Origin of the sequence: Mesorhizobium sp. M0491, from assembly GCF_040321265.1 — a bacterium.
Classification (GTDB): domain Bacteria; phylum Pseudomonadota; class Alphaproteobacteria; order Rhizobiales; family Rhizobiaceae; genus Mesorhizobium.
Map to the genome: position 1 here is coordinate 64,915 of NZ_JAMYRE010000019.1, position 25,656 is coordinate 90,570.

The following is a 25,656-nucleotide window of genomic DNA, read 5'->3' on the forward strand; positions in this document are numbered from 1 at the left end:
CGTCTCCAAATTCTCAGGCGCGTCCGGCGGCTGCCGGCATCAGCCCGTCGATAAAGTCCTGTCCGGCGTCGTAAGGATGCCTGATCCGGACGGTGTAGTTCTGTCCCAGTTTGCCGAACTCGCATACGAACAGCGTCTTGCCCCGTGCGCTGAGACGCGCCTGGGACTGGGCCGTTTCCTCGAATTCGATGACGTCGCCGATTTGGAAACCGGCGAGCTCGCCGAGCGTCAGCCGCGCCAGCGGCATCGTGGCCTCGAGCGCCACGGTGGAGCGCATCACCTCTTCCGAAAAGCGGGCGCGCCAGCTGGGGCCGTGATCGTCGTCGCTGACAGAAACGGCTCCGTCGCGGCTGGCCAGCACGACGCGCTGCGGCATCGTCACCGTGACGGTGCCACTATCGGCCGGCGTCGAGATGCCAAGCACGATACGGATTGCCGCGCCATCGCGCAGCACATACCGCTTCGCCTCGGTGCCGGACATTGCTCGCGGCGCGGGCAGGCGCAGGTCGAGCGAGCGCTTTCCCGATCCGTTGAGGGCCTGCGCGACCTGCTGGAACACCATGGTCGAAACATCGATTTCGATCTGCGACAGATCGCGTTCGATCGGCGATGCCGGCAGATCCGGGTCGCCGCCGAACAGCGTGCAGACCATGATCGCGATCGCCGGAGCATCGATCACCAGGGTCATCGCATCGGAGGACGCCGACGAGCCGATCACGGTCATGGCAAACGTGTCGCCGGCACGCGAACGCGCCTCGGGAACGCGGCTGACCTCGATCGCTTTGAGTTCGACGACGACCGGAACGCCAAGCTCGCTGGTCAGGCTTTTCTGCAACAGCGGTACGGCGCGTTCGGCCATGGCGCGGCCTGCGTCGATGACCTGCGCGGCCTCGCCGCTGTCACCGACCAGACGCTCGATGATCAGCGAACGCGCTTCCGCTGGACTGCCCAGGCTGGTCATGACAGTGCCGGGACCGATCTGTCGTGCATCGTTCAGGCGGCCTTCTTTTCGACGGCACCGGTGTTCATCGTGCTCTGTTCGACGGCGTCGATCGTCGGCCGTTCATAGGACGAGATGGTCTTGCGGCCGAACTCGATCGCCACCTGCGGCAGCGCACCGTTCATGTAGGCCAGCAGCGTCTGCTTGACGATGATATAGAGGCGGTTCTTCTTCTCGCGCACTGTCTTGATCTTGGTGGCGACCGGCCCGACCACCGAATAGGACAGGAAGATGCCGAGGAACGTTCCGACAAGTGCGGCACCAATCAAACCGCCGAGGATTTCAGGCGACTGGTCGAGCGCGCCCATCGCCTTGACCACGCCGAGCACGGCGGCGACGATGCCGAGCGCCGGCAAGCCGTCGCCCACCGCCACCAGCGCGTGATAGGCCTTCATCTTGTCGGACTTGATGGTCTGGATTTCTTCGTCCATCAGCGCCTCGATCTCGTGCGAGCGGGCATTGCCGATGATGATGATACGGCAGTAGTCGCAGATGAAATGCGTCAGGTCGTGGTTATGCAGCACGGTTGGGAACGCCTGGAAAATCGCCGACTCTTCCGGATTGTCGATATGCGCCTCGACTTCGCTGCGGGATTTCGAGCGCAGCTCGCGCATCAGCGAGTGCAGCACGCCGAGCGTCTCGAGATAGTCCTGTTCCTTCGGCACCGCCTGCTTGAAGGCTTCGAGGATGCCCTTGCCGGTGTCCTTGACCGTCTTCATCGGATTGGCGACGAGGAAGGTGCCAAAAGCCGCACCACAGATGATCACGGCTTCCCATGGCTGAATCAGCACATGAAGATGGCCGCCCATGGCCATGAAGCCGCCAAGGACGCAGCCGAGCGTTACCACCAGTCCAATCAGAATGCCCACGACAGGTCCTTCCGCATTTCACATCAGGAGCTAGGGATAGTCCCCGTGCCTTGTGTGAGGCTTGAATCGAGGGCTTGGAAGCGATTCAGTTTCGCGCAAGGAAGTAGGGGTATTGTGCCGGCATAGCTTCGGCCGGAGGCACGTCTTTGCTCAATACCTTTACCAGCTACCAGCTCATCACCAAGGACATTTCAAAATCGATCGACAGGATCGAGCAGCAGCCCGTGGTTGATCGCGACACCAAATATTATCTCGCGAATATCACCAAGGTGAAATCGATCGACGATTTCGTCAAAAACGACCGTTTGTTCAAGTATGCCATGAAGGCCTACGGGCTGGAGGACATGGACTACGCCAAGGCCTTCATGGTCAAGGCACTCAAGGAAGGCGTCTCCGATCCCGACAGCTTCGCCAACAAGCTGACCGACAAGCGCTACGCCGAATTCGTCAGCGCCTTCAACTTCGCCGCCAACGGCGCCGATGCGACCATCTACAACAAGACACAGCAGTTGGTGACCAAGAACTATGCCACCCAGGCGCAGATCGCCGGCCTCGATCCCAATTCGGCCTATGTGAAGGGCGAGACGACATACTATCTTGCCAACATCACCAAGGTGAAGTCGATCGACGATCTGATGTCGAACAACCGGCTCTACACATACGCGCTGGCGTCATTCGGTCTCGATTCGGCGACGGAGGACAAGGATCTCATCAAGCGGGTTCTGCAGGGCGGCGTCCGCGACCCCGACAGTGTCGCCAACAAGATGACGGACAAGACCTATGCCGCGCTTGCCTCCGCCTTCAACTTCGAAGCCTATGGCGAAAACACCACCACCATCAATCCGGCGCAACAGCCGACCGTCGACAAATACATGCGCCAGACCCTCGAAGAGGATGCCGGTCAGACCAACCAGGGCGTGCGGCTGGCGCTTTATTTCGATCGCAAGGCCCCGACCATCACCAGCTGGTATGACGTGCTGGCCGACACCGCGCTTGCCAGTGTCGTGCGCACCGTGCTCGGCCTGCCCGATTCCTTCGCCACCGCCGACGTCGACAAGCAGGCGCAGCTGTTCGAGCAAAAACTCGACATCTCGGATTTCTCCGACCCCGAAAAACTCGGCAAGTTCCTGACGCGCTTCACCAGCATGTACGAGATCAACCACCCGACTTCATGGGCCGTCGCCTCGGTCAGCGTGCTGTTTGCCCAGCCACTCACCGTCGGCATCTCCACCGACCTGATGATGGCCATGCAGAAACTGAGGTTCTGAGACCATCATGCGGGACAGCCTGTACGTCGCCCTTTCGTCGCAGATCGCGCTCGAGCGGCGCCTCGACACCATCGCCGACAACGTCGCCAACGCCTCGACGATCGGCTTTCGCGCCACCGGGGTGAAGTTCGAGGACGTCGTCTCCGGCACCGGGCAGAAATCGGTATCCTTCGCCTCTCCGGGCAAGACCTACCTTTCCGGCGCCCACGGTGCCTTGAGCGAGACCGGCAATCCCTTCGATTTCGCCGTCCAGGGCGATGCCTGGTTCGCCATAGAGACGCCGGTCGGCACCGTCATGACCCGCGACGGACGCTTTTCGATGAACGAGAACGGCGAGTTGATGTCGCTCGAGGGCCACCCGGTGCTCGATGCCGGGGGCTCGCCGATCCAGCTTGACCCCCGCAACGGCCCGCCCAAGGCCGGGGCCGATGGTTCGTTGCGCCAGAACGATCAGCTTGTCGGCTCGATCGGTCTCTACAATTTCGATCCAGGCGCGAACTTCGTCCGCTACGGCAATTCCGGCATCGTTCCGGCACGCACCCCGGAGCCTGTCACCGATCGCTCGGATATCGGCGTTGCCCAGGGCTTTCTCGAAGAGTCCAATGTCAATCCGGTGCTGGAGATCACCAGGCTGATCATGGTCCAGCGCGCCTTCGAGAACACCGCCGCCCTGATGCGGCAGACCGACTCGTCCACCGACGAGGCGATCAAGACGCTCGGCTCGAAATAATCCATGTCGCTCGACCAGCCATCCCTGCGCGCACTCGAAAGACAACTCCAGCCGGCGCCGGAAGACCGGCTTGCCGCGCTGGAACGGGTCTGGCGGCGTTTCGCCGACGCCGAGGCGCTGCTCAAGCGCGGCGGCCGCGTCATCGAAGTCACGCCCACGCACTACAAGGTGCACGGCCTTTCCGGTTTCGCCAGGCTGGGCGACATCGTCGAGCAGCGCGGCAATGCCGGTGCGCGCCGCGGCGAGATCGTCAAGATCGGCCGCGACGAGGCCGTCGTGGCGCCCTTCGAACGCAGCGCCGATTCCGGCATCGGTGATGCCGTGTTCCGCCGCGGTCCGCTCGTGGTGGCGCCGCATGCCTCGTGGCGCGGCCGCACCATCGACGCACTCACCAGGGCGATCGATGGCGGCCCGCCACTCGCCCGGGGAGACGACACAACGCGCGGCGCCCAGACGACGCCGGGGGCCATGGCGCGGCAACGCGTCGGCACTGCCTTCATGACCGGCGTCAAGGTCATCGACATCTTCACGCCGCTCTGCTTCGGCCAGCGCCTCGGCATCTTTGCCGGCTCCGGCGTCGGCAAGTCGACGCTGCTCGCCATGCTCGCCGGCGCCGACGCATTCGATACCGTCGTGGTGGCGCTCGTCGGCGAACGCGGCCGCGAAGTCCGTGAATTCCTCGAGGACACGATCGGCGACAGCATGGCCAAGACCGTCGCCGTCGTCGCCACCAGCGACGAAAGCGCCATGATGCGCCGGCGTGCGCCAGACACCGCCATGCGCATCGCCGAGCACTTTCGCGACCAGGGGCATCGCGTTTTGCTGGTGCTGGATTCGATCACCCGCTTCGCTCACGCCCTGCGTGAGGTGGCGACTGGAACCGGCGAGCCGCCGGTCGCGCGCGGTTATCCGGCCTCGGTGTTCACCGAACTGCCCAAGCTGCTCGAACGCGCCGGGCCGGGTACGGAAGGCAAAGGGTCGATCACCGCCATCATTTCCGTGCTGGTCGACGGCGACGATCACAACGACCCGGTCGCCGATTGCGTGCGCGGCATCCTCGACGGCCATGTCGTGCTCGATCGCACGATCGCCGAACAGGGTCGCTATCCCCCCGTGAACCCGCTGTCGTCCATATCGCGGTTGGCCGGAAAGGCCTGGAGCGTCGAACAGCGCGCGCTGGTGACAAGGCTGAAGTCGATGATCTCGCGCTTCGAGGACACGCGCGATATCCGGTTGCTTGGGGCCTATCAGGGGGGCGTCGATGCCGAACTCGACATCGCCGTGCGCCAGGTGCCGCTGATCTATGAGGCGCTGACGCAAGCGCCGAAGGATCGCCCGTCGGCCGACCCTTTCTCCGATCTCGCCCGCCACCTCAAGAGCAAGCTGAACGCCGATGCCGGAGACTGAACGCGAATATACCGAGCGCATCCTGCGCGACATGATCGCCGAGGCCAATGCCGTGGAGCAAGCCGAGGCTGACGAAGCGAGAACCGCCAAGGCAAAGGCTGCCCGTATCATCGCAGCCAAAGCCGAGGCCGTTCTGGCCAGAGCCGTCAAGCCAATCCTGCCACGGGCTGGCAGAGCCGATCCTGATCTTCTGGCCAGGCCCGTCGAACCCGCTCTGCCCCGGGCTGTCCAGGCGGTGGCTGCCGAGATGACGCAGGCGAGCCGCGACTCGCTGATCAACGGGCTGTTCCCGCGCACCGAATGGCCGCAGCCGCCAAAGGCACCGTTTCCCCGACTGAGGAAGAAGTCCGACCGACGCAGCGATTTCGTCATAGCCGCGCTCGGCATCACGCTCGGCCTGATCTGCGCCCTGTTTCCCTGGTACATCTTCTTTAACCAGGACCAGTTTGGCGTCCAGGCGATGAAGTTCGGCGGCACCGGCTCCAATTCCGGGCGAGCGGGCGGCGGCGTGGTCGCCGAACGCAGCGCGCCGCTGACGGCAAAGGATATTCCCGCGGCCAATCTCGATCTTCTTGCCACCGGAACGGTGCGGGATGATGCCAATCCCGCAGCCGCACCCGACGAGCAACCGTTTCCGGCCGACGCGGCGAAATTCCGCATGGTTCATGTCGCCAACGGCCGTGCCATGATCCAGGACGACGCTGGCCTCTGGATCGTCCAGCGCGGCTCGATACTGCCTGACTCCAGTCAGGTGTCCTCCATCGAGCAGCGCAACGGCAAATGGGTCATGGTCACCAGTGCCGACCGGGTAATCGAACTCTCCAGATAAACGATCTCCGGCTTCCGGCCATCCGCAAGGCCCGCGCAAGACTGGCGGCCTAGTCTCTGGGTACCTGCTCGGAGATTCCCATGGAGCCCGTTTCCCTTTTCGATCTCGCCGCCAAGCAAGCGCAATGGCTGGCCGTGCGCCAGTCGGCAGTCGCCGGCAACATCGCCAATGCCAACACGCCGGGTTATACGGCAAACGACGTCGAGCCATTCGAAAAGGTGCTCGACCGCGCCGCCGTATCGCTGCAGGCCACCCAGGCCGGCCATCTCGGCAATGCAGCGAGCAATGCCGGCTTCACCATCAAGCCGCAGGAGGATGACGGCGTCGTCATGCCGTCCAAGAACTCCGTCGTTCTGGAAGACCAGTTGCTGAAAGCCGGCGAGGTGCGCCACTCCTTCGAACTCAACACGGCGATCGTCAAGGCGTTTCATACGATGATGATGATGGCGGTGAAGAGCTGACCATGGACGCACTGACCGCAGCCCTCAAAGTCGCAGCATCCGGCCTCGGCGCCCAGTCGGAGCGCCTGCGCGTGGTTTCCGAAAACCTCGCCAACGCCCAGTCGACCGGCACCGCGCCCGGCTCCGATCCTTATCGCCGCAAGACCATCAGCTTCGTCTCCGAGCTTGACCGGGCCTCCGGCAGTTCAACGGTTGCAGTGAACTCGATCGATCGAGATCCCAGTGACTTTCCAGTCGAGTTCCAGCCCGGCAACGAGGCAGCCGACGAGAAGGGCTACGTCAAGATGCCCAACGTCAACGTGCTGATCGAAATGGCCGACATGACCGAGGCCAACCGCTCCTACGAGGCCAACCTTCAGGTCGTCAAGCAGGCCCGTGACCTGATTTCCATGACCATCGACCTGATGAGGAACCAGTAATGATCAGCGGTATCGGAGCCCTTCAGTTCAAGCCGTCGATCGGCGGCGATGACACGGCGACAAGCCTGCTCCAGGGCGGCGCAACACCCTCGGCCGGCGGCAATGTCGGCACCTCCTTTGCCGAGGCGCTGAGCCAGGCAGCCTCCAAGACCGTCGACACGATGCAGAATGCCGAGCAGGTATCGATGCAGGCGCTCAAGGGCGACGCCGACACCCGTCAGGTGGTCGACGCCGTGATGAGCGCGCAGCAGGCGCTTCAGACCGCCGTCGCCATCCGCGACAAGGTGGTTTCCGCGTATCTCGAAGTCAGTCGAATGGGCATCTGAGGAATTCCGCCATGAAAGCACTTGCCATCGCCGCCACCGGCATGAATGCCCAGCAGACAAATCTGGAAGTCATCGCCAACAACATCGCCAACATCAACACCACCGGCTACAAGCGCGCCCGTGCCGAATTCTCCGACCTGCTCTATCAGGTCGACCGCACGCAAGGCGTGCCCAACCGCTCCAACGCCTCGCTGGTGCCGGAGGGCGTCTCGATCGGCCTCGGCGTCAAGACGACGGCCGTGCGCAACGTGCACACACAGGGCGAACTGACCAGCACCGGCAACAGTTTCGACCTGGCGCTGACCGGCAGGGGCTGGTTTCAGATCGAGGGTGCCGACGGCGGCACGCTCTACAGCCGCGCCGGCGCTCTCAACACCAACGCCACCGGCCAGCTGGTGACGGTCGACGGCGCTGCCGTCATTCCGGCAATCAACGTCCCCGTGGATGCCGTCGAGGTCATCGTCAACAAGACCGGCCAGGTCTTCGCCCGCATCGACGGCCAGACCGACCTGCAGAACCTCGGTCAGCTTCAGATCGCCAATTTCGCCAACGAGGCCGGCCTGGCGCCGCTCGGCGACAATCTGTTCCAGGAAACCACGGCTTCGGGGCCAGCCAATGTCGGCGTGCCTGGCGATCCAGGCTTCGCCACCATCCAGCAGGGCTATCTCGAAGCCTCCAACGTCGACCCGGTCAAGGAAATCACCGAGCTGATCTCGGCGCAGCGCGCCTATGAGATGAACTCCAAGGTCATCCAGGCCGCCGACGACATGGCCTCCGTGGTCTCCAAGAACATCAGGTAACGCATGATGTCGACGCCCGGCCTCCTGTCCGCATTCCGCCGCAGCGCGCTCGTCCTTGCGCTGGTGACCGGCACGATGCCGGCTTTTGCCCAGGAATCGGCCAACCAGTCGGCCACCCGGATCGCCAGCAATCAAGCTGTCGGCGAGGTGGTGCTTATTCCGAGCCGGGTTATCTATCCCGGCGAGACCATCAACCTGGCTGCCCTGAAACAGGTCACCCTTATCGTCGGCAAGCACAAGCCAGAGGCGGTCGCCACACGGGTCGAGGAACTGGATGGCAAGGTCGCCAAGCGCACGTTGCTGCCCGGCCGCTACATTCCCTCCACCGCCATCCGCGAGGCCTGGCTGGTCGAACAGGGTGCTTCCGTGCAGATCTTCTTCATCGCCGGCGGGCTGACGATCTCGGCCACCGCCGTGACGCTGCAGCCGGGAGCCGCGGGCGACCTCGTCAAGGTTCGCAACATCGACAGCGGCAAAGTCCTGTCCGGCACGGTGATGGCGGATGGAACCATCCAGGTCAGCGCTTCATGATGCGCGGGCTTACCCTGATACTGGCAGCCGTGCTTGGCCTGCAGCCGGCGCTGGCCGACGGCCTGACGCCGAAGGCCAAGCGCGAGCTCGCCGCCAAGAATGGCGGCGTCTACAACGATCCCGAATATGATCCGGCCACCACCAGCCGCATGTTCCGGGTGTCGACCGGGCCGAGTTCGCTGCCGCCGGGCCAGGTCGCCTCGCGCATCAAGGACATCGCCCAGCTGCAGAGTTCGCGCGACAATCAGCTCGTCGGCTACGGCCTGGTCATCGGCCTTGCCGGATCGGGCGACAGCCTGCGCAACTCGCCATTTACCGAACAGTCTATCCGCGCGATGCTCGAAAACCTCGGCATCGCCACCGAAGGCGGCAGTGCACGCGCCAAGAATGTCGCCGCCGTCATCGTCACCGCCAACATGCCGCCCTACGTGCAGTCGGGCGCCCGCATCGACATCGACGTCTCCTCGATGGGCGACGCGACCTCGCTTTCCGGCGGCACGCTGATCATGACGCCGCTGAAGGCGGCGGACGGCGAGATCTATGCCGTCGGCCAGGGCTCGGTCATCGTGTCCGGCTTTACCGCCCAGGGACAGGCCGAGCAGCTGACGCAAGGCGTGCCGACCTCCGGCCGCGTGCCGAACGGCGCCATCGTCGAGCGTGCTGTCCAGGCCGAGTTCGACGATCAGGCGATCCTGACGCTGCAACTGCGCAATCCCGATTTCTCGACCGCTATCCGCATCGCGGACGCCATCAACGATTACACCGGCCAACGCTTCGGCATGCGGGTCGCGGCCGAGCGCGATTCGCGCACCGTTCAGATCAGAAGGCCGAAGGGTGTCTCGGCGGCGCGCTTTTATGCCGAGATCGAGAACCTTGTGGTCGAATCCGACACGCCGGCCCGTGTCGTGATCGACGAGCGCACCGGCACCATCGTCATCGGCAATGACGTCAAGATCTCACGGGTCGCCATCAGCCACGGCACGCTCACCGTACGCATCACCGAAGCGCCGCGCGTCGTCCAGCCCGAGCCCTTCTCCAAGGGCGAAACCGCCGTCGAACCGTTCACCGCCATCGACGCCAGCCGGCCCGACGCCCGCGTTGCCGTGCTTGACGGACCCGATCTCCAGACCCTCGTTTCCGGCCTCAACCGCCTCGGGGTCAAGCCGGACGGCATCATCGCCATTTTGCAGGGCATAAAGTCGGCCGGGGCCCTGCAGGCCGACCTGGTTCTGCAATAGGCGATGCCGATGACGCGCTCCTTCCCACGCCATGACGGCAGACACCGCAAAGCCGCGATCCTGCTTGCGACCGCTATTCTCGCGGCTCTGCCCTTTGCCGGCGACACCGCACGCGGCGAGGAGACGGTCCGCCAGGTCCTGCCGGGAGCACCGGTGGCAGCGCCGCCGCGGCAATTGACACGGGAAAACGCGCCGGACCAAAGCGAGATCGAGCGCTTCTGCTCAAACATCGCCGACGCCGCCCGCGACCGCCGCTATGTCCTGCAAGCGGAGGAACTGAAGCAGCTCCAGGCCGGCATTGACGAGCGCATGAAAGCTCTCGATGCAAAGAAAGCTGAATACGAGACCTGGCTGAAGCGGCGCGAGATTTTCCTGGCCCGGGCCGAGGACGGCGTCGTCCAGATCTACGCCGGCATGAAACCCGACGCCGCTGCCGAGCGGCTGGCCATCGTCAACGCCGATCTGGCTGCGGCCATATTGATGAAGCTCGACACACGCAAGGCGAGCGTCATCCTCAACGAAATGGACCAGAAGGCGGCGGCGACGCTCACCGGCATTATGGCCAGCGCAGCCCGAAGGGTAGACCCGTCATGATCCGGAAAATGCTTGTCCTGTGCGCGGTCACCGTGCTGTCGGGTTGCGGAACCAACCTCAAGGAGGTCGGCAGGGAGCCGGCTCTGTCCCCGGTCGGCTCCGGCATCGATGGCGGCAGTACTGGCTCCCTCTATCGCTATCCGCAAACGCCGCCCGCGCCGGTCAAGAAATTCTCGTTGTGGGACGACCGCCAGAGCCGGCTGTTCACCGACCCGCGGGCGCTGTCCCAGGGCGACATCCTGACGGTCAAGATCAAGATCAACGATCGAGCCAACTTCAAGAACCAGAACGACAGGAGCCGCACCGCCAATCGCAAGCTCGGTTACGACCTCAGCGCGCAGTGGGACAAGTGGAGCACCGCCGGCAAGGGCGCTGGGGCTCTCAGCTCCACCACGGACACGACCGCCGACGGCGAGATCAAGCGCTCGGAGACGCTTGAGCTCAATGTCGCGGCGATCGTCACCGATGTGCTGCCCAACGGCAATCTGATGATCACCGGATCGCAGGAAGTGCGCGTCAACGCCGAGCTCAGGGTGCTGACGCTCGCCGGCATCGTGCGGCCGGCCGATATCGGCGCCGAAAACACCATCCCCTACGAACGCATCGCCGAGGCCCGCATCTCCTACGGCGGACGCGGTCGCATCACCGAGGTTCAGCAGCCTGCCTACGGCCAGCAGATTCTCGACCAGGTTCTTCCGTTCTAGGGTTGGGGAACAGAGCACAGTGGCAAATGTCGAACAGGTCCAGCCGCGCAAGGGTCCCTCCCTTGCCATTCAGGCCGGCATGCTGCTGGTTGTGACGGCGGCCGCCATCGGCATGGGCTGGATGTCCGGCGGCTATCTGAAGGGTGTCGACGCACCGTCGTCGGTACCGGCGGCGCCCGAGAATGAAGGCAAGACGGAGCAGCCGGCTTCTGCCGAGCAGCCAGCCGTGGGGCCTACACTGGTCGTGCTGGCGCCGATCACCACCAACATCGCCTCGCCTGCCGGCACCTGGATCAGGATGGAGGTGTCCATCGTCTATGACGCGCCGCAGCCACAGGCAATGTCGGATGACATCCACCAGGACCTTCTGGCCCTGGTGCGCACGTTGAAGATGCATCAGATCGAGGGCGCCAGCGGCTACCAGCACCTGAAGGCCGACCTCGAAGACCGCGCCGCGATCCGCAGCCAGGGTCACGCCAAACAGGTACTCATCAGGACATTGCTGCTCGAATGAGAAAACTCCTTCTCGCCACGGCCATGATCGCCGCCGCCACCTCCATCGCGGCGGCCCAGCAACTCGATCTCGGCGGCATCGGCAAGGCTGACGGCACCACCGTCGGCTACATCATCCAGATGTTCGGCCTGCTGACCGTTCTGTCGGTGGCGCCAGGCCTGCTGATCATGGTGACCAGCTTCACCCGTTTCGTCATCGCCTTCTCGATCCTGCGCGCCGGCATCGGCCTGCAGTCGACACCGGCAAACCTCATCCTGATTTCGCTGTCGCTGTTCATGACCTTCTATGTCATGGCGCCGACCTTCGATCAGGCTTGGAACACCGGCGTCAAGCCGCTGATGGACAACCAGATCACACAGACCGAAGCCTTCGACAAGATTTCGGACCCGTTCCGCACCTTCATGCTGCACAATGTGCGTGACAAGGATTTCGACCTCTTCGCCGACCTCGCCCGCGAGCGCGGCCAGACCGTTTCGCGTGACACCGTCGACCTGCGCATCCTGGTGCCAGCCTTCATGATCTCGGAGATCCGGCGCGGATTCGAGATCGGCTTCCTGATCGTGCTGCCATTCCTGGTCATCGACCTGATCGTCGCCACCATCACCATGGCGATGGGCATGATGATGCTGCCGCCGACAGTGGTGTCGCTGCCGTTCAAGATCCTGTTCTTCGTCCTGATCGACGGCTGGAACCTGCTTGTCGGCAGCCTGGTGCGCTCCTTCAACTGACCCTGCCGCGCCGGCTCGAAATCCCAGCAATATATTTTCGATTAACCGTCCGGTTTAGCCCTTTGGTAGGGACTTGCCCGCATATTCGCTCGCAGATGGCGGGTGATCGATTTGAGAGATCATGGGCATGATGCCGCACCGTCATACCGGTAGAGCCGGTATGTAAAAAATACCTGTAAAATCAAGGTACGAGTACCATGTCCAGCATCATGACGAACAGCGCCGCATTGACGGCTCTGCAGAGCCTCAACGCCACCAACAAATCCCTCACCGACACCCAGGCCCGCATTTCGACCGGCTACAAGGTCTCGCAGGCTTCGGACAACGCCGCCTATTGGTCGATCGCCACCACAATGCGTTCCGACAACCAGGCAATGTCCACCGTTTCGGACGCTCTCGGCCTCGGCGCCTCCAAGGTCGACACAGCCTATACCGGCATGAGTAGCGCGATCGATACCATCAACCAGATCAAGACCAAGCTGGTCGCGTCCTACGGCCAGACGGACGCCTCCAAGGAAAAGACCCAGGTCGAAATCGCCGCCCTTCAGAACCAGTTGAAGGCCTACGCCGATGGCGCCACCTTCTCCGGCACCAACATGCTTTCGGTGTCCACTGCGACAGGCACCGCGGCCGACGTGAAGATTGTTTCGGCCTTCAACCGCGACGCGACCGGCGCGGCTTCGATCTCGACGATCGATGTCAATGTGGAAAGCATCAAGCTGTACGATGCCGGCGCGGCACCAACCGCCAAGGGTATTCTCGACACGGCTCGCCTCGGCACCACGGGCGCTGCTGTTGCCACGGCCTCGAACCCCACCCTGGGTGCTGCAGCAGCGGCAACCGACACCTATTCGGTTGCCTCGCTCACTATCTTTTCGGGTGGCACGGCTGCCAGCGATAGCCAGATCGCGCAGCAGATGAACGTCGTCGACGCCGCGCTCAAGGCCATGACCAACGCCGCCACCACGCTCGGCGCCGCCAAGAGCAGTATCGACCTGCAGAAGACCTTCACCTCGAACCTGATGGACTCCATCGATCGCGGTGTCGGCCAGCTCGTCGATGCGGACATGAACAAGGAATCGACCCGTCTGCAGGCCCTGCAGGTCCAGCAGCAGCTCGGCATCCAGGCGCTGTCGATCGCCAACGGTTCGTCGCAGTCGATCCTGTCGCTCTTCCGCGGCTAATCGCCTTCGCTCAACCGCAGTTCGCACTAAAAATCGGGCCGCGCCAAAAGCGCGGCCCGATTTGCGTTTTGCTCCAGCCCCACGCAACCCTCGATGCTTAACTCTCAAAAGCCAGCTTTTAACAGGCTGTTAACCATGCCGCGCTAGTTATGGTTAACCAATAGCTTACGACAGTTGGCGAATCGGTCCGACCGGCACGATGCCACCCGTTGAACAGGCCCATCCGGCATGTCTGAGCATGTCGGCTTTTGAGAAGGAGCGACTTTCTTGGCGAGCATCATGACCAACGCTTCGGCGTTAACCGCACTTCAAAGCCTCAGCGCCACCAACAAGTCGCTTGAACAGACGCAGGCCCGCATATCGACCGGTTACCGGGTCTCGCAGGCCTCGGACAACGCCGCCTACTGGTCGATCGCCACCACGATGCGCTCCGACAACGCGGCCCTGTCGACCGTGCAGGATGCACTCGGCCTCGGCGCCTCGAAGGTCGACGCCGCTTACACCGGCATGAACAATGTGCTGACAACGATCGGGCAGATCAAGACCAAGGTGCTGTCCATGGTCGGTCAGACGGATGCCGCCAAGGCAAAAACCCAGACCGAGATCAAGGCGCTTCAGACGCAGATGAAGTCGTTTGCCGATGCGGCGACCTTCTCCGGCTCGAATTTCCTGGCGGTGACCTCCAAGCAGACTGCCGCCCCCAATGATGGCGTTCAGCCCGACTCGCAGATCGTGTCCTCATTCAATCGCTCCTCATCCGGCGCAGTGTCGATCGGAACGATCAACATCGATGTTGAGGGCACCAAGCTTTTCGACTACGGCCTCGCCGCCGAGGTGAAGAATTCCGGAACCCTCGATCGCAAAACCTCCATCTATTCCACGGGCGCCGCCCAGACCCTGTACGACAACGCCTATGCGGGCGTGATCGCGGGCGGAGGAACGGATATCGCCGCGAACACAGCCGGCCAGACGGCGGCGGGAGCGGTCGCCAAGGTCGACAATATTTCCGCCTACAACCTCGACATCACGGCCCCAGGGGTAACCGACGACATCATCACGCAGATGGTAACCAGGATGGACAAGGTCATGGCCCAGCTGACCGACTCCGCCACCATCCTCGGCTCGGCCAAGAGCAGCATCGACCTGCAGAAGACCTTCACCCAGAGCTTGATGGACTCCATCGACCGCGGCGTCGGCCAGCTCGTCGATGCCGACATGAACAAGGAATCGACCCGTCTCCAGGCCCTGCAGGTGCAGCAGCAGCTCGGCATCCAGGCGTTGTCGATCGCCAACGCCGCCTCGCAGTCGATCCTGTCTCTGTTCAAGAGCTGATCACGGGCGCCACCGGCGCCCACCTTCCCATCAGATAATCGGGCCGCGCCGCAAGCGCGGCCCGATTTCATTTTCGCACAAGCTTCGAAGACTAGAGTTCCAGCGGACAATCATGCTGGGAGTCGTTGAACCGTGCCGGAACAGATCCAGAGCATCATCTCGAATCTCCGCGGGTTTGGCGTGAAGCGCCTCGCCATGCTGGCGGGCATCGCCGTTCTGGTGATGGGCGTCATCGGCATCGCCTCGGTCTATCTCAACCGCCCCGCCTACGACACGCTCTATGTGGGACTAGACCGTGCCGACGTGAACCAGATCGGCCTGGTGCTGGGCGAAGCCGGTATCGGCTTCGATGTCGGCGCCGATGGAACCTCGGTTCTGGTGCCGGCCGGCACCACCGCTCAGGCCCGCATGCTGCTCGCCGAAAAGGGCCTGCCGACCAGCGCCAATGCCGGCTACGAACTGTTCGACAATGTCGGCTCGCTCGGCCTCACCTCCTTCATGCAGCAGATCACCCGCGTGCGCGCGCTGGAAGGCGAGATCGCCCGCACCATCCAGTCGATATCGGGCATCAAGGCTGCGCGGGTCCACATCGTCATGTCCGAACGCGCCAATTTTCGCCGCGACGAGCAGCAGCCCTCCGCTTCCGTGGTCATCCGCTACGCCGGCATCGACGCCGAGAAGAGCGCCATGTCGATCCGCCATCTCGTCGCCGCCGCCGTTCCCGGCCTGTCGGCAGACAAGGTGACTGTTCTCGATTCCAGCGGCAATCTGCTGGCTGCGGGCGACGACCCTTCCAACACCAGCGCCGCCCGCACGCTCGGCGTCGAGCAGACCGTCGAGGCGCAGATCGGAGACAACATCCGCCGTGCGCTGACGGCCTATCTCGGCCCCGACAATTTCCGCGCCAGCGTCAAGGCCGAGGTCAACACCGACACCCGCCAGACGGAAGAGACCATCTTCGATCCGAATTCCCGCGTCGAACGCTCGGTGCAGTCGGTGCGGGCCAACGAGAACAACAACCAGAAGCAGGCTTCCACTCCGGCCAGCGTCGAGCAGAACCTGCCCGAGACCCAGGCAACCGCCACCGATGGCCCGCAATCCTCCTCGCAAAACGACCGCAGGGAAGAGATCACCAACTACGAGATCAATTCCAAGAAGATCGCCACGGTCTCCAACGGTTACACCGTCACCAAGATGTCGATCGCCGTGGTCGTCAATCAGCAGCGGCTGACGGCCATCCTCGGCAAGGACGCCACGCCGGAGCAGATCGCCAAGCGCGTCGCCGAGATCCAGAAGATGGTCACGTCCGCCACCGGCCTGGACGAAAAGCGCGGCGACATCATCGACGTCTCGGCGGTCGAGTTCATCGATGGCCTGGATGGCGAGGCGATCCCGCAGGCGGGAATGCTCGATTCTATCGGCCAGCATGCCGGCACGATGATCAATGCCGGTGCCTTCATCGTCGTGGTGTTCCTGGTCGCCTTCTTCGGCCTGAGGCCGATGGCCGCGGCGCTGACGGCAAAGGCTACTCCGGCCCTGGCAGGTCCCAGCTTCGACGACGTCCAGCGCTCGCTGCCGACGCCGGAGGCAATGGCGGCCACCGACAGTGCCGCGATCGGGACCTTGCCAGGCACACGCCCAGGCCCCACGCCGCTCGACGATCTTCGCCAGAAGATCCGGCCGGCGCCGCAGGACAGGCTTGCCAGGATGGTCGATCTCAACGAGGAGCGCACCGCGCAGATCCTGCGCAAATGGGCTGCCCAGGAAGTGGCGGTGTAAACCATGCCCTCCGTAGCCCTCTTCGACCTTCTGCCCGATTTCGGGACGCGCGCGCAACGCGCCGGCCAGCCCCGGGCAGCAGTCGATCCCGACCACAAGCCCGAGACGCCGGCGCCACAAGCCGATATCGGCACGCTGATCGCCGAGGCGGTTGCCCAGGCGGAGGCAGCGCTGGAGGTCCGCCTGTCGGCTGCGCATGACGCCGCGCTCGAAGCCGAACGCCAGGCCAGTGCCGAGGAAGCAAGGATATTTCTCGAAAGCCTCGGCGACGATGTCGGCAAGGCTGTCTCGTTGCGCATCGATGCGATGGAGGCGCGCGTGACCGGACTTGTCGCCGCCACGGTCGCCCGCATCATCGGCGGCATCGTCAGCGACGATCTGCAGAAACGTTCGATCGATGCGTTGGCCGGCGCCGTTCGCGAAGCGGTTGGCGATGCCGAAGCGGTGCGCATCGTCGTGCGCGGCCCGCTCTCGATGTTCGAAACACTGAAGGCGTCGCTCGGACCCCGCGCCGCCAATCTCGATTTTGTCGAGGCGCCAGGCTTCGACCTGACCGTCGCCATCGACGAGGCGGTGTTCGAGACGCGCATGGCCGAATGGTCGACGACCCTCTCGGAGGTCCTGGCATGAGCGTCGCCGACGCCGATCACGGCCGCCACGAGATCATCATCGTGCGGCGCAGTCATGACGACCATGACGAAGCCCACCATGGCGGCGTCTGGAAGATCGCCTTCGCCGACTTCATGACGGCCATGATGTGCTTCTTCCTGGTCATGTGGCTGATCAACGCCGCCAACGAGCAGACCAAGGCAGCCGTCGCCAGCTACTTCAACCCGGTCAAGCTGGTCGACCGCAATTCGAGCCGCAAGGGCCTGGAGGATCTCGGCGACGGCCCGCGCGCCATGGGGCTGACGGCCGACGATCCGCAAGAGGCGACCAGCAAAGCCGGACAGAACGGCAATGCCGGCGCGGGCGCGTCGGACCGCAAGCAGGACAAGCAGGAGCCGCAGCAGGCGGAACGCACCGACGATCATCTCTTCGCCGACCCCTACGCGGTGCTTTCGGAAATCGCCGCGGATACCGGCGTCATGCAGAATGTCAGCCAGAAAGGCGACGGCGGCGTGCAGGCTGCCGGACCGGCTACCGGCGCCTCCGGTGGCGCCTCCTACCGCGATCCCTTCGAGCCGGATTTCTGGTCGCAGCAGGTCGCGGCGCCCGGCGCCGAGGCCAGCGCCGAGCGCACCAAGATCGAGGGCGATCCGGCCAAGCCCGGCGACAAGACCGCCGAAACGCAAGTGCTCAAAGTCAAAGCCGTGCCGCCTGTCGCGGCACCGCTCGAGCCGCTGGCTAAGGACGCGACCGGCAAGCAGGCCGCGAACCCTGCCACGGCAATGGCCGGCGAGACCAAACCGGACGGCACCACGGTCGCGGGCGGAGCGAAAGCCGCGACGCAAAACGCCACCAAGCCTGACGTCGGCGAGAAGGCGCCAACCGCGGCTGCCGTCAAGGCAGCGGCCGACGTCAAGCGGCAACTGGCCGATGCCTTCAAGCCCGGCGACAAGCTGCACGACGGCGTCTCGGTCGAAGCCACCGACAAGGGGGTCGTCATCTCGATCACCGACCAGCTCGACTTCGGCATGTTCGAGGTCGGCTCGGCATTGCCGAGACGCGAACTGGTGCTGGCGATGGAGAAGATCGGCCGCATCGTCAACAGCCAGAAGGGCACCATCAGCATCAACGGCCACACCGACGCCCGGCCGTTCCGCGGCGACAGCTACGACAATTGGCGCCTGTCGACGGCGCGCGCGCATTCCGCCTACTACATGCTCGTGCGCGGCGGCGTCGACGAACGCCGCATCACCGAGGTCGCCGGCTTCGCCGACCGCCAGCCGAAAATAGCAGCCGATCCATTGGCGGCCGCGAACCGCCGCATCGAGATCCTGATGGCGACCGGCGGATGAAGCGAGCGGCCGTCACCCGCCGGTTGATTGGCCTGTTGCTGCTGGCCGGCGGACACCCGTCGACCGGTTTCGCCCAGGATACGCTGCAGCCGTATCAGTTGGTGCGCTCGCTGCAACTCATCCAGGACCGCATAGCCGCCGGCGATCATGCCGCCCTGCCGATGCAAGCCAAGCTGCTGGAGATGGCAGATGCGCGCCTGCGGGCGGCGAATGCCGAGGACTACAAGGATCCCGAGAACTTTCGAGCTCTGCTTGTCTATGGCATGAGCGGCGGCAACCCGGTGACCGTCGAAGCGGCCACGTCGCGCGCTACGACGGACCCGCAAAGCCTTGCCATCGCCAAAGGCGTGATTGATTACCTCAACGGCCGGCCCGGCGAGGCTATCGAAGCCTTGAGGCCGATCGATCCCATGGCGCTGCCCCCGGATCTCGGCGCCTTCCTCGCCCTGGTCAAAGGCTCACTGCTTGCCGGCGATCAACCGGCGACCGCACTCCGTCTGCTCGACGAGGCAAGATTGCTCAGCCCCGGCACGCTGGTCGAGGAAGCGGCACTTCGCCGTTCGGTTGGCCTTGCAGTCGCGCAAGGCGACGCGGCACGCTTCGCCCTTGCTTCCACCCAATATGTCGAGCGCTATCTCTATTCGCCCTATGCCAGCCAGTTCGCCGACTCCTTCGTCTCCGGCGTCATCGCGCTGCACATGTCGATCAGCCAGGACAAGCTGGGCGACATCACCTCGATGATGGATCCCGAGCGCGAGAAGGTGATCTATCTGCGCATCGCCCGCCGGGCCGCGATAGACGGCCTGAACGACTTGTCGGCCTTCGCTTCGGCGCGGGCGGAACAGGGCCGCGACGGCAACACCAATCAGGACGATCCACGCGCCCTGCTCTATGCCAGCCTTTCCACCGTCACCTCGGGTACAATCGAGGACGTTCGCGCCAAGCTCGGCAAGATCGACCGCAGCCGGCTGTCGGAGGGCGACCGCGCTTTGCTCGACGCCGCGCAGGCCATTGCCGGCGAGGTCGTCGCGCCGCCCACCGCCCTTCCGGCGGAAAAGCCTGCCCCAGTTCCTGCCGCCGCGGCGCAGCCGGTGCCCGAGATCGCCACGGCGCAAGGCGCCGATGACAGTGGCCTGCCGCCGGTCGAAGGCGCCATCTCGGAGCAACCCGCCGTCACCGCGGCCTCCGGCGGACCAGCCGCCAATGCGCCGGACATGGCAGCAGCGGCATCCGCCGACCCTGCGACTGTCATGCCAGCGTCGGCACCGTCACCCGCAGCCGGTCCAGAGCCCGCCGATCCGACCGACGCCGCCATGACCAGAACACGTCGACAGCTCGACCTGATCGACCAGATGCTTGGAGCCGCCCCAAAATGACCACCAGCCTCGGCTCGGCCTTGCCAGGATTTGCCTCCACGCGCGCGACGTCGGAGCAGCCGGCCGCGAACGGCAGGAACGATGACGCCGGCTTCGGCGAGATGCTGCGCGACGATGCCGGTGCTGCCCGCCCGGAACGGCAGCCTTCGACAGAGGCGGGATCGCGCGACCAGCGCTGGAGCAAGCTCGCTGCCGGCCTTGCCGGGCATGACGCCAGGGCCGAACCAGCATCGGCCGAGCCCGGAAGGACCATCTCGGCCAAAGTGGCAAACGTGAAAACCGGCAAGGACGATTTGGAAGAAAACGCGAAGGCCGACGCTGAAGATACGGCGCCGGATGCCGGGCCGCTTCAGGACGACCTGCCGCTGCTGATCGCGTTTCATGACCTGCGGCATTTCGCGACAACGGCCAAGGCAGCCGGGGGCAATACGGCCACCGGCGAGAATCCGTCGGACCCGGCGCTCGATGGGCAGGCTTCACTGCCAAAGACCTACCGGCCAAAAGCCGCGGGCGGACGCGAAGCACTCGAAACCATGTCGAAGCCGGAGCAGGCGTCGATCGTCGACGGACCTTTGACGGCGTTTGACGGTCAGTCGCCGAGCGCTGCCTCCAGCGCGCCAAAACGCGACGCCGCAGCGGCGGCCCAGAAGCTGTCGGACGCACCGGCCGCCGATGTGCCCGGCGTGCGGTCGAAGCACACCGCGAATGCGATGAAGAGCATCGAGGATGTCCAGTCCTCGATGCGTCCAGAAGCGGGAAAACAGTCCCTGTCCACTGCGCGCATCGACGTGGTGTCGGAACGGAGTTTCCCCGCACCGCCGCAAAGTCCCATCAGCCAGGCAGCCCTCAATGTGATCAACGCCATAGCCGCCGACGCCGGGCCGCAAAAGGCGCTTTCAGCCTCACCCACGACCACCCATCTGGCCAGCTCTGTTGCCGTTCCGACACATGTGTTGAAGATCGAACTCCACCCCGCCGAACTTGGCATGGTGACGGCCAATCTTCGCCTCTCCGGGGAACAACTTTCGATTGAGCTGATGCCTGAAACGCATGACGCTTATCGTCGGCTGTCGGCCGACAGCGAGGCCATCGTCAAGTCACTGCGGGGGCTCGGCTTTGAGGTTGACAAGGTCACGATACTGCAACCTTCGGTAGCAGCTCCCGCTACAACCCGGACGGATGCAACCGCTCCTATGGCGGCGGCGACAGGCCGCGATCCAGCATCCTTTCAACCGGGGAATTCGGGCAGCGGCAATGGTGGAGCCGGCGGCCAGCAACCGGGCCAGCAATCCTCAGGGAAACGCAACGATGACGCGCAGGACTACGGCCGCGGCACTTCGCCTGCTCGCGAGCGCGCTGGCGGCGATATCTTTATCTAGCGCGGCAAACGCCGCCGCAGCTACGGCCAACCCCTGCGAGCCGGAGATCCTGCGCGCCGCCGATCGTTATGGCGTGCCCGCCGGCATCCTCTATGCCGTTGGCCTGACGGAGACCGGAAACAAGGGCAGCCTTCAACCCAATGCCTTGAATATAGAAGGAAAAGCAGTCTTTCCGAGGAGCCGGACCGAGGCCCTTGCCGCCTTCGCCAATGCCCGGCGCGAGGGCAAGACCCTGATCGATCTGGGCTGCATGCAGATCAATCACCACTATCACGCATCGCATTTTCGCAGCGTCGAGGACATGCTCGACCCACGCCAGAACGTCGACTATGCGGCGCGCTTCCTGGCCAGCCTTCATGCCCGTCACGAGACCTGGTCGATGGCCGTTGCCCGCTATCATGCCGGTCCCGACAACGACCCGGCGCAGAAGATCTATGTCTGCCGCGTCATTGCCAACATGGTCGCCACCGGCTTTGGAAAATGGACCGCGAACGCCCGCGGCTTCTGCAACCCGTAAGCGCATTTCCCGTTACTAATAGACCAACCGTACAACCCGAATTGTTGGTTTGACTTGATCATACCTTGCCGCCGAAAGCACATCTGGCCGCCCGCTAATGCAACCGGTACGATTCCAGACTCCCAAGAAACTAGCTACAAGAAATGACGGTTGTTCAGGATTCCCGCCAGCGGATACGCCTCTCTTCACGGGGCAAATGATTTGATTCGGAAGGCGGGGCCGATGATTGTGATCGTTGACGAGCGCGAGCTCGTAACAGAGGGATACAATTCACTTTTCGATCGTGAGGGCATCGCCTGTGCAGGCTTTGCGTCCGGCGAATTCGGTGAGTGGGTGAACTCGGCCGCGGACACCGATCTGCGCTCGGTCCGAGCCTTCCTCATCGGCGACTGCAACGAAGGTTCCATCTCTCCCCGCCAGATCCGCGACCGCACCGGCGCTCCGGTCATTGCGCTCAGCGAACAGCATTCGCTGGAGAACACGCTGCGGTTGTTCGAGAGCGGCGTCGACGACGTCATTCGCAAGCCCGTCCATATCCGCGAGATTCTGGCCCGCATCACCGCCATCCGCCGCCGCGCCCAGGAAGACGTCGCCTACACCGAGATCGGCGCCATGCGCATCTTCATGGACGGCCGCGACCCCGAGATCGACGGTCAGCCCCTCCCCCTGCCGCGCCGCGAGCGCCGCATCCTCGAATATCTGGCGAGCAATCGGGGGCGCCGTGTCACCAAGACCCAGGTTTTCAATGCCATCTACGGCATCTTCGACGAAGAGGTCGAGGAGAACGTGGTGGAAAGCCACATCAGCAAACTGCGCAAGAAGCTGCGCGAGAAGCTGGGCACCGACCCGATCGATTCCAAGCGTTTCCTCGGCTACCGGCTCGTCTTCTGATGCAGCGCCGCGCCAGCCTCGCGCAAGAAAACATGCGTAGCCTCGTAGCCAGCAGCATGGACACAGCGGAGACGTTTCGATGAGCCTCTACGGAATGATGCGGACCGGCGTCTCCGGCATGAACGCCCAGGCAAACCGCCTGTCGACGGTCGCCGACAACATCGCCAATTCCGACACCACCGGCTACAAGCGGTCCTCCGCCGAATTCTCGACGCTGGTCATGCCGTCGACCGGCGGTGCCTATAATTCCGGCGGCGTCACCACGACGATCCGCCAGGCGGTCAGCGATCCGGGTGTGCTTCAGTACACGACCTCGGTTTCCGACCTTGCCGTCAGCGGCGATGGCTTCTTTGTCGTTCAGGATCCGAGCGGCACCCCCTACCTGACCCGGGCCGGCGCTTTCGTTCCCGACGGTCAAGGCAGACTGGTCAACTCGGCCGGCTTCCAGCTGATGGCGTACAGCTACGACAACGGCGTACCGGCAGCGACGGTCAATGGCTTCGAGGGGTTGGTCCCGGTTGTCATCTCCGACCAGGGAATGACCGCAACGCCGAGCACCGAGGGCAGCTATGCCGGCAACCTGCCGGCCGGCGCGACCCCGGTCGCCGCCGGCAATCTGCCCACCACCAATGCTGTCGGCGCGCAGTACACCTCGAAATCCTCGATGGTTGCCTACGACAATCTCGGCAACAAGAAGCTGCTCGACGTCTATTTCACCAACACCGGCGCCGGCACCTGGCAGGTCTCGGTCTTCGATCAGTCTCAGGCCACGGCCGGGACAGCATTCCCCTATACCGGCGGCGCGCTGGGCTCGGCCAACCTGACGTTCGACGCCACCACTGGCAAGCTCACCGGCGCCGTCGACAGCGTCTCCCTCACCGTGCCCAACGGCGCCGCCTTTTCGCTCAATCTGTCTGCGCTGACCCAGCTTGGCGCCGGCTTCACGGTTTCCGACGCCCAGGTCAACGGCAACGCGCCGAGCACCATCGACAAGGTTCAGATCAGCAAGGACGGCACCATCTACGCGCAGTACAAGGACGGCTCCACCAAGCCGCTCTACAAGATCCCGCTGGCTGACGTACAGAGCCCGGATCAGCTCACCGCGCTGCCTGGCAACGTCTATTCGCAGGGCACCGAGTCCGGCGCGGTTCGTGTCGGCTTTGCCAATGAAGGCAAGCTCGGCTCCATCATCTCCGGCGCGCTCGAGAATTCCAACGTCGACATCGCCGAAGAGCTGACCAACATGATCGCGGCGCAGCGCAGCTACACCGCCAATTCGAAAGTCTTCCAGACCGGTTCCGATCTGATGGACGTCCTTGTCAACCTGAAGAGATAAGACGGGCGTCGCCCGCGAAAGACCCGCATGTCACTGTCTACCGCATTGAGTATCGCCCAGTCGGCGCTTATGAACACCGCGCGACAGACCAGCGTTGTCTCGCGCAACGTGGCCGACGCCTCCAACCCGGACTATTCACGGCGTCAGGCCGTCGTCACCAGCACGGCGCCGGGCGCGCGTTCGGTCGATATCCAGCGCGCAGCCAACGAGCTTTTGTTTCGCCAGAATCTCGGCGCGCTGTCGGCCTGGAGCGGGCAGAACGCGCTCTACAGCGGCATGGATCAGCTGGGCGTTGCGGTCAATGGCGTCGACAATGCGTCCTCGCCCTCGACCGCGATCGCCAACCTGCAGCAGGCGCTGCAGCTCTACGCCACCTCGCCGTCGAACCAGAACCTCGGCGCCTCGGTCATCGACGCCGCCAAGCAGGTCGTGCGCTCGCTCAATGAGGGCTCCAAGGCAGTCCAGGATTTCCGCACCCAGACCGACGGCCAGATCGCCACCGCCGTCGATGACCTGAACTCGCTGCTCAGCCAGTTCCAGGATGCCAACACGGCGGTCATGTCCGGAACCCGTTCCGGCACCGACGTTTCCGATGCGCTCGACCAGCGCGACGCGCTTTTGAAGAAGATTTCGAACTATGTCCCGGTGTCGACCTTCACGCGAGGCGACAATGACATGGTCATCACCACCGGTGACGGCACGACTTTGTTCGAGACGATACCGCGCACGGTCACCTTCGCGGCGTCGGCAGGCTATACCGCGGGTGCCGCCGGCAATGCCGTTTACATCGACAACGTGCCGATCTCGGCGGGAGCCGGCGGCAACACCAGCGCCAGCGGCACGCTTGCCGGCCTGCTGCAATTGCGCGACGGCGTCGCCTCGACCATGCAGAGCCAGCTCGATGAGACCGCGCGTGGCCTGATCACCGCTTTTGCCGAGACCGCACCCTCGATGGCCAATGCCGCCGGCCTGTTCACCTGGTCGGGAGCGCCGGCCGTGCCGGCCGCCGGCACGCTGGTCACCGGCCTTGCCGCGTCCATCAGCGTCAATGCAGCGATGGACCCGAGCACCGGCGGCAACCCGACGCTGCTGCGCGACGGCGGTGCCAACGGTGCGGCCTATGTCGCCAACACGGGCGGCGGCGCGTCCTATTCCACCCTTCTGGTTGCCTATGGCGACCGGCTCGACCAGCCGATGACTTTCGACCCCGCCGCCGGCGTTTCGGCAACCTCCAGCGTATCCGACTACGCCGCCAGTTCGATCGGTTGGTTCGAGAGCGTGCGCCAGCAGGCTTCGACCGCCTCCGACGCCAAGGAAGCACTGGCATCGCGCAGCGCCGAGGCGCTGTCCAACGCGACCGGGGTCAATGTCGACCAGGAAATGTCGCTGCTGCTCGACCTCGAACACACCTACCAGGCATCAGCCCGGATGATGAAAACCGTCGACGACATGTTGACGGCCTTGCTCAACGCGGTGGGATAAT

27 protein-coding genes are annotated in these 25,656 nt (G+C 64.1%); 25 read left to right on the forward strand and 2 right to left on the reverse strand.

The features are described from left to right. Positions 1-13 precede the first annotated feature (13 nt). Both NKI69_RS23515 and motA read right to left on the reverse strand, forming a co-directional pair. Positions 14-961, reverse strand: a complete 948-nt coding sequence (locus NKI69_RS23515) for a FliM/FliN family flagellar motor switch protein (RefSeq protein WP_128304925.1) — start codon at positions 959-961, stop codon at positions 14-16. A 32-nt stretch (positions 962-993) separates the two neighbouring features. Continuing rightward, complete coding sequence (motA, locus tag NKI69_RS23520) at positions 994-1,869, reverse strand: flagellar motor stator protein MotA (protein ID WP_352613298.1); 876 nt, start codon at positions 1,867-1,869, stop codon at positions 994-996. A gap of 146 nt (positions 1,870-2,015) precedes the next feature. On the opposite strand from motA, the gene NKI69_RS23525 reads away from it, so the two are divergent. The 25 genes from NKI69_RS23525 to flgK all read left to right on the forward strand — a co-directional run bounded on the left by NKI69_RS23525 (position 2,016) and on the right by flgK (position 25,655). After that, positions 2,016-3,137 carry a DUF1217 domain-containing protein gene (locus NKI69_RS23525; RefSeq protein WP_352722606.1) on the forward strand — a complete coding sequence of 374 codons (1,122 nt, stop codon included), beginning with the start codon at positions 2,016-2,018 and terminating at the stop codon, positions 3,135-3,137. Between the two features lie 7 nt (positions 3,138-3,144). Then, positions 3,145-3,867, forward strand: a complete 723-nt coding sequence (gene flgF, locus NKI69_RS23530; RefSeq protein WP_023809998.1) for a flagellar basal-body rod protein FlgF — start codon at positions 3,145-3,147, stop codon at positions 3,865-3,867. Between the two features lie 3 nt (positions 3,868-3,870). Continuing rightward, positions 3,871-5,274 carry a flagellar protein export ATPase FliI gene (fliI, locus tag NKI69_RS23535; protein WP_023809999.1) on the forward strand — a complete coding sequence of 468 codons (1,404 nt, stop codon included), beginning with the start codon at positions 3,871-3,873 and terminating at the stop codon, positions 5,272-5,274. Beyond that, entirely contained in the window at positions 5,261-6,103 is an 843-nt protein-coding gene (locus NKI69_RS23540) for a hypothetical protein (protein ID WP_023810000.1), read from the forward strand. The genes fliI and NKI69_RS23540 overlap by 14 nt, the downstream gene beginning before the upstream one ends. Before the next feature lie 80 nt (positions 6,104-6,183). Further along, positions 6,184-6,564 (forward strand): flagellar basal body rod protein FlgB, encoded by a 381-nt coding sequence (flgB, locus tag NKI69_RS23545; RefSeq protein ID WP_023810001.1) that lies wholly within the window; start codon positions 6,184-6,186, stop codon positions 6,562-6,564. A gap of 2 nt (positions 6,565-6,566) precedes the next feature. After that, on the forward strand, positions 6,567-6,983 hold the full coding sequence (flgC, locus tag NKI69_RS23550) for a flagellar basal body rod protein FlgC (RefSeq protein ID WP_013529797.1): 417 nt from the start codon (positions 6,567-6,569) through the stop codon (positions 6,981-6,983). Continuing rightward, the gene (fliE, locus tag NKI69_RS23555; protein WP_023810002.1) at positions 6,983-7,309 is read left to right on the forward strand and encodes a flagellar hook-basal body complex protein FliE; all 327 of its coding nucleotides are present in this window, start codon (positions 6,983-6,985) and stop codon (positions 7,307-7,309) included. Before flgC ends, fliE begins: the two co-directional genes overlap by 1 nt. Before the next feature lie 11 nt (positions 7,310-7,320). Further along, the gene (flgG, locus tag NKI69_RS23560) at positions 7,321-8,109 is read left to right on the forward strand and encodes a flagellar basal-body rod protein FlgG (protein WP_013529795.1); all 789 of its coding nucleotides are present in this window, start codon (positions 7,321-7,323) and stop codon (positions 8,107-8,109) included. Positions 8,110-8,112: 3 nt separating this feature from the next. Next, positions 8,113-8,640: a flagellar basal body P-ring formation chaperone FlgA gene (flgA, locus tag NKI69_RS23565; RefSeq protein ID WP_031212802.1), complete on the forward strand. Its 528-nt coding sequence runs from the start codon at positions 8,113-8,115 to the stop codon at positions 8,638-8,640. Continuing rightward, complete coding sequence (locus NKI69_RS23570) at positions 8,637-9,878, forward strand: flagellar basal body P-ring protein FlgI (RefSeq protein ID WP_352441901.1); 1,242 nt, start codon at positions 8,637-8,639, stop codon at positions 9,876-9,878. Before flgA ends, NKI69_RS23570 begins: the two co-directional genes overlap by 4 nt. A gap of 9 nt (positions 9,879-9,887) precedes the next feature. Continuing rightward, positions 9,888-10,472: a MotE family protein gene (locus tag NKI69_RS23575; protein WP_502897946.1), complete on the forward strand. Its 585-nt coding sequence runs from the start codon at positions 9,888-9,890 to the stop codon at positions 10,470-10,472. Continuing rightward, positions 10,469-11,176, forward strand: a complete 708-nt coding sequence (gene flgH, locus NKI69_RS23580) for a flagellar basal body L-ring protein FlgH (protein ID WP_127290408.1) — start codon at positions 10,469-10,471, stop codon at positions 11,174-11,176. Before NKI69_RS23575 ends, flgH begins: the two co-directional genes overlap by 4 nt. 19 nt (positions 11,177-11,195) lie before the next feature. Further along, a complete protein-coding gene (locus tag NKI69_RS23585; RefSeq protein WP_352441899.1) occupies positions 11,196-11,690 on the forward strand; it encodes a flagellar basal body-associated FliL family protein in 495 nt (164 codons plus the stop codon). Continuing rightward, positions 11,687-12,418, forward strand: coding sequence for a flagellar type III secretion system pore protein FliP (fliP, locus tag NKI69_RS23590; RefSeq protein ID WP_128304917.1), 732 nt, complete (start codon positions 11,687-11,689; stop codon positions 12,416-12,418). Before NKI69_RS23585 ends, fliP begins: the two co-directional genes overlap by 4 nt. Before the next feature lie 197 nt (positions 12,419-12,615). Then, positions 12,616-13,602, forward strand: a complete 987-nt coding sequence (locus NKI69_RS23595; protein ID WP_128304916.1) for a flagellin N-terminal helical domain-containing protein — start codon at positions 12,616-12,618, stop codon at positions 13,600-13,602. 267 nt (positions 13,603-13,869) lie between these two features. Further along, positions 13,870-14,934 carry a flagellin N-terminal helical domain-containing protein gene (locus tag NKI69_RS23600; protein WP_127290416.1) on the forward strand — a complete coding sequence of 355 codons (1,065 nt, stop codon included), beginning with the start codon at positions 13,870-13,872 and terminating at the stop codon, positions 14,932-14,934. A gap of 132 nt (positions 14,935-15,066) precedes the next feature. Next, a complete protein-coding gene (gene fliF, locus NKI69_RS23605) occupies positions 15,067-16,713 on the forward strand; it encodes a flagellar basal-body MS-ring/collar protein FliF (protein WP_023810010.1) in 1,647 nt (548 codons plus the stop codon). A gap of 3 nt (positions 16,714-16,716) precedes the next feature. Beyond that, on the forward strand, positions 16,717-17,343 hold the full coding sequence (locus NKI69_RS23610; protein ID WP_023810011.1) for a hypothetical protein: 627 nt from the start codon (positions 16,717-16,719) through the stop codon (positions 17,341-17,343). Further along, entirely contained in the window at positions 17,340-18,674 is a 1,335-nt protein-coding gene (locus NKI69_RS23615) for a MotB family protein (protein ID WP_023810012.1), read from the forward strand. The genes NKI69_RS23610 and NKI69_RS23615 overlap by 4 nt, the downstream gene beginning before the upstream one ends. After that, positions 18,671-20,050 carry a MotC family chemotaxis protein gene (locus tag NKI69_RS23620; RefSeq protein WP_352722607.1) on the forward strand — a complete coding sequence of 460 codons (1,380 nt, stop codon included), beginning with the start codon at positions 18,671-18,673 and terminating at the stop codon, positions 20,048-20,050. The genes NKI69_RS23615 and NKI69_RS23620 overlap by 4 nt, the downstream gene beginning before the upstream one ends. Positions 20,051-20,322: 272 nt before the next feature. After that, the gene (gene fliK, locus NKI69_RS23625) at positions 20,323-21,429 is read left to right on the forward strand and encodes a flagellar hook-length control protein FliK (RefSeq protein ID WP_352722608.1); all 1,107 of its coding nucleotides are present in this window, start codon (positions 20,323-20,325) and stop codon (positions 21,427-21,429) included. Then, on the forward strand, positions 21,359-21,946 hold the full coding sequence (locus NKI69_RS23630; protein ID WP_352613312.1) for a transglycosylase SLT domain-containing protein: 588 nt from the start codon (positions 21,359-21,361) through the stop codon (positions 21,944-21,946). The genes fliK and NKI69_RS23630 overlap by 71 nt, the downstream gene beginning before the upstream one ends. A gap of 222 nt (positions 21,947-22,168) precedes the next feature. Further along, positions 22,169-22,837 carry a response regulator transcription factor gene (locus NKI69_RS23635; RefSeq protein WP_352722628.1) on the forward strand — a complete coding sequence of 223 codons (669 nt, stop codon included), beginning with the start codon at positions 22,169-22,171 and terminating at the stop codon, positions 22,835-22,837. Between the two features lie 79 nt (positions 22,838-22,916). After that, entirely contained in the window at positions 22,917-24,173 is a 1,257-nt protein-coding gene (locus NKI69_RS23640) for a flagellar hook protein FlgE (RefSeq protein ID WP_352722609.1), read from the forward strand. Positions 24,174-24,200: 27 nt separating this feature from the next. After that, on the forward strand, positions 24,201-25,655 hold the full coding sequence (gene flgK / locus NKI69_RS23645) for a flagellar hook-associated protein FlgK (RefSeq protein ID WP_128303090.1): 1,455 nt from the start codon (positions 24,201-24,203) through the stop codon (positions 25,653-25,655). Position 25,656 lies beyond the last annotated feature (1 nt).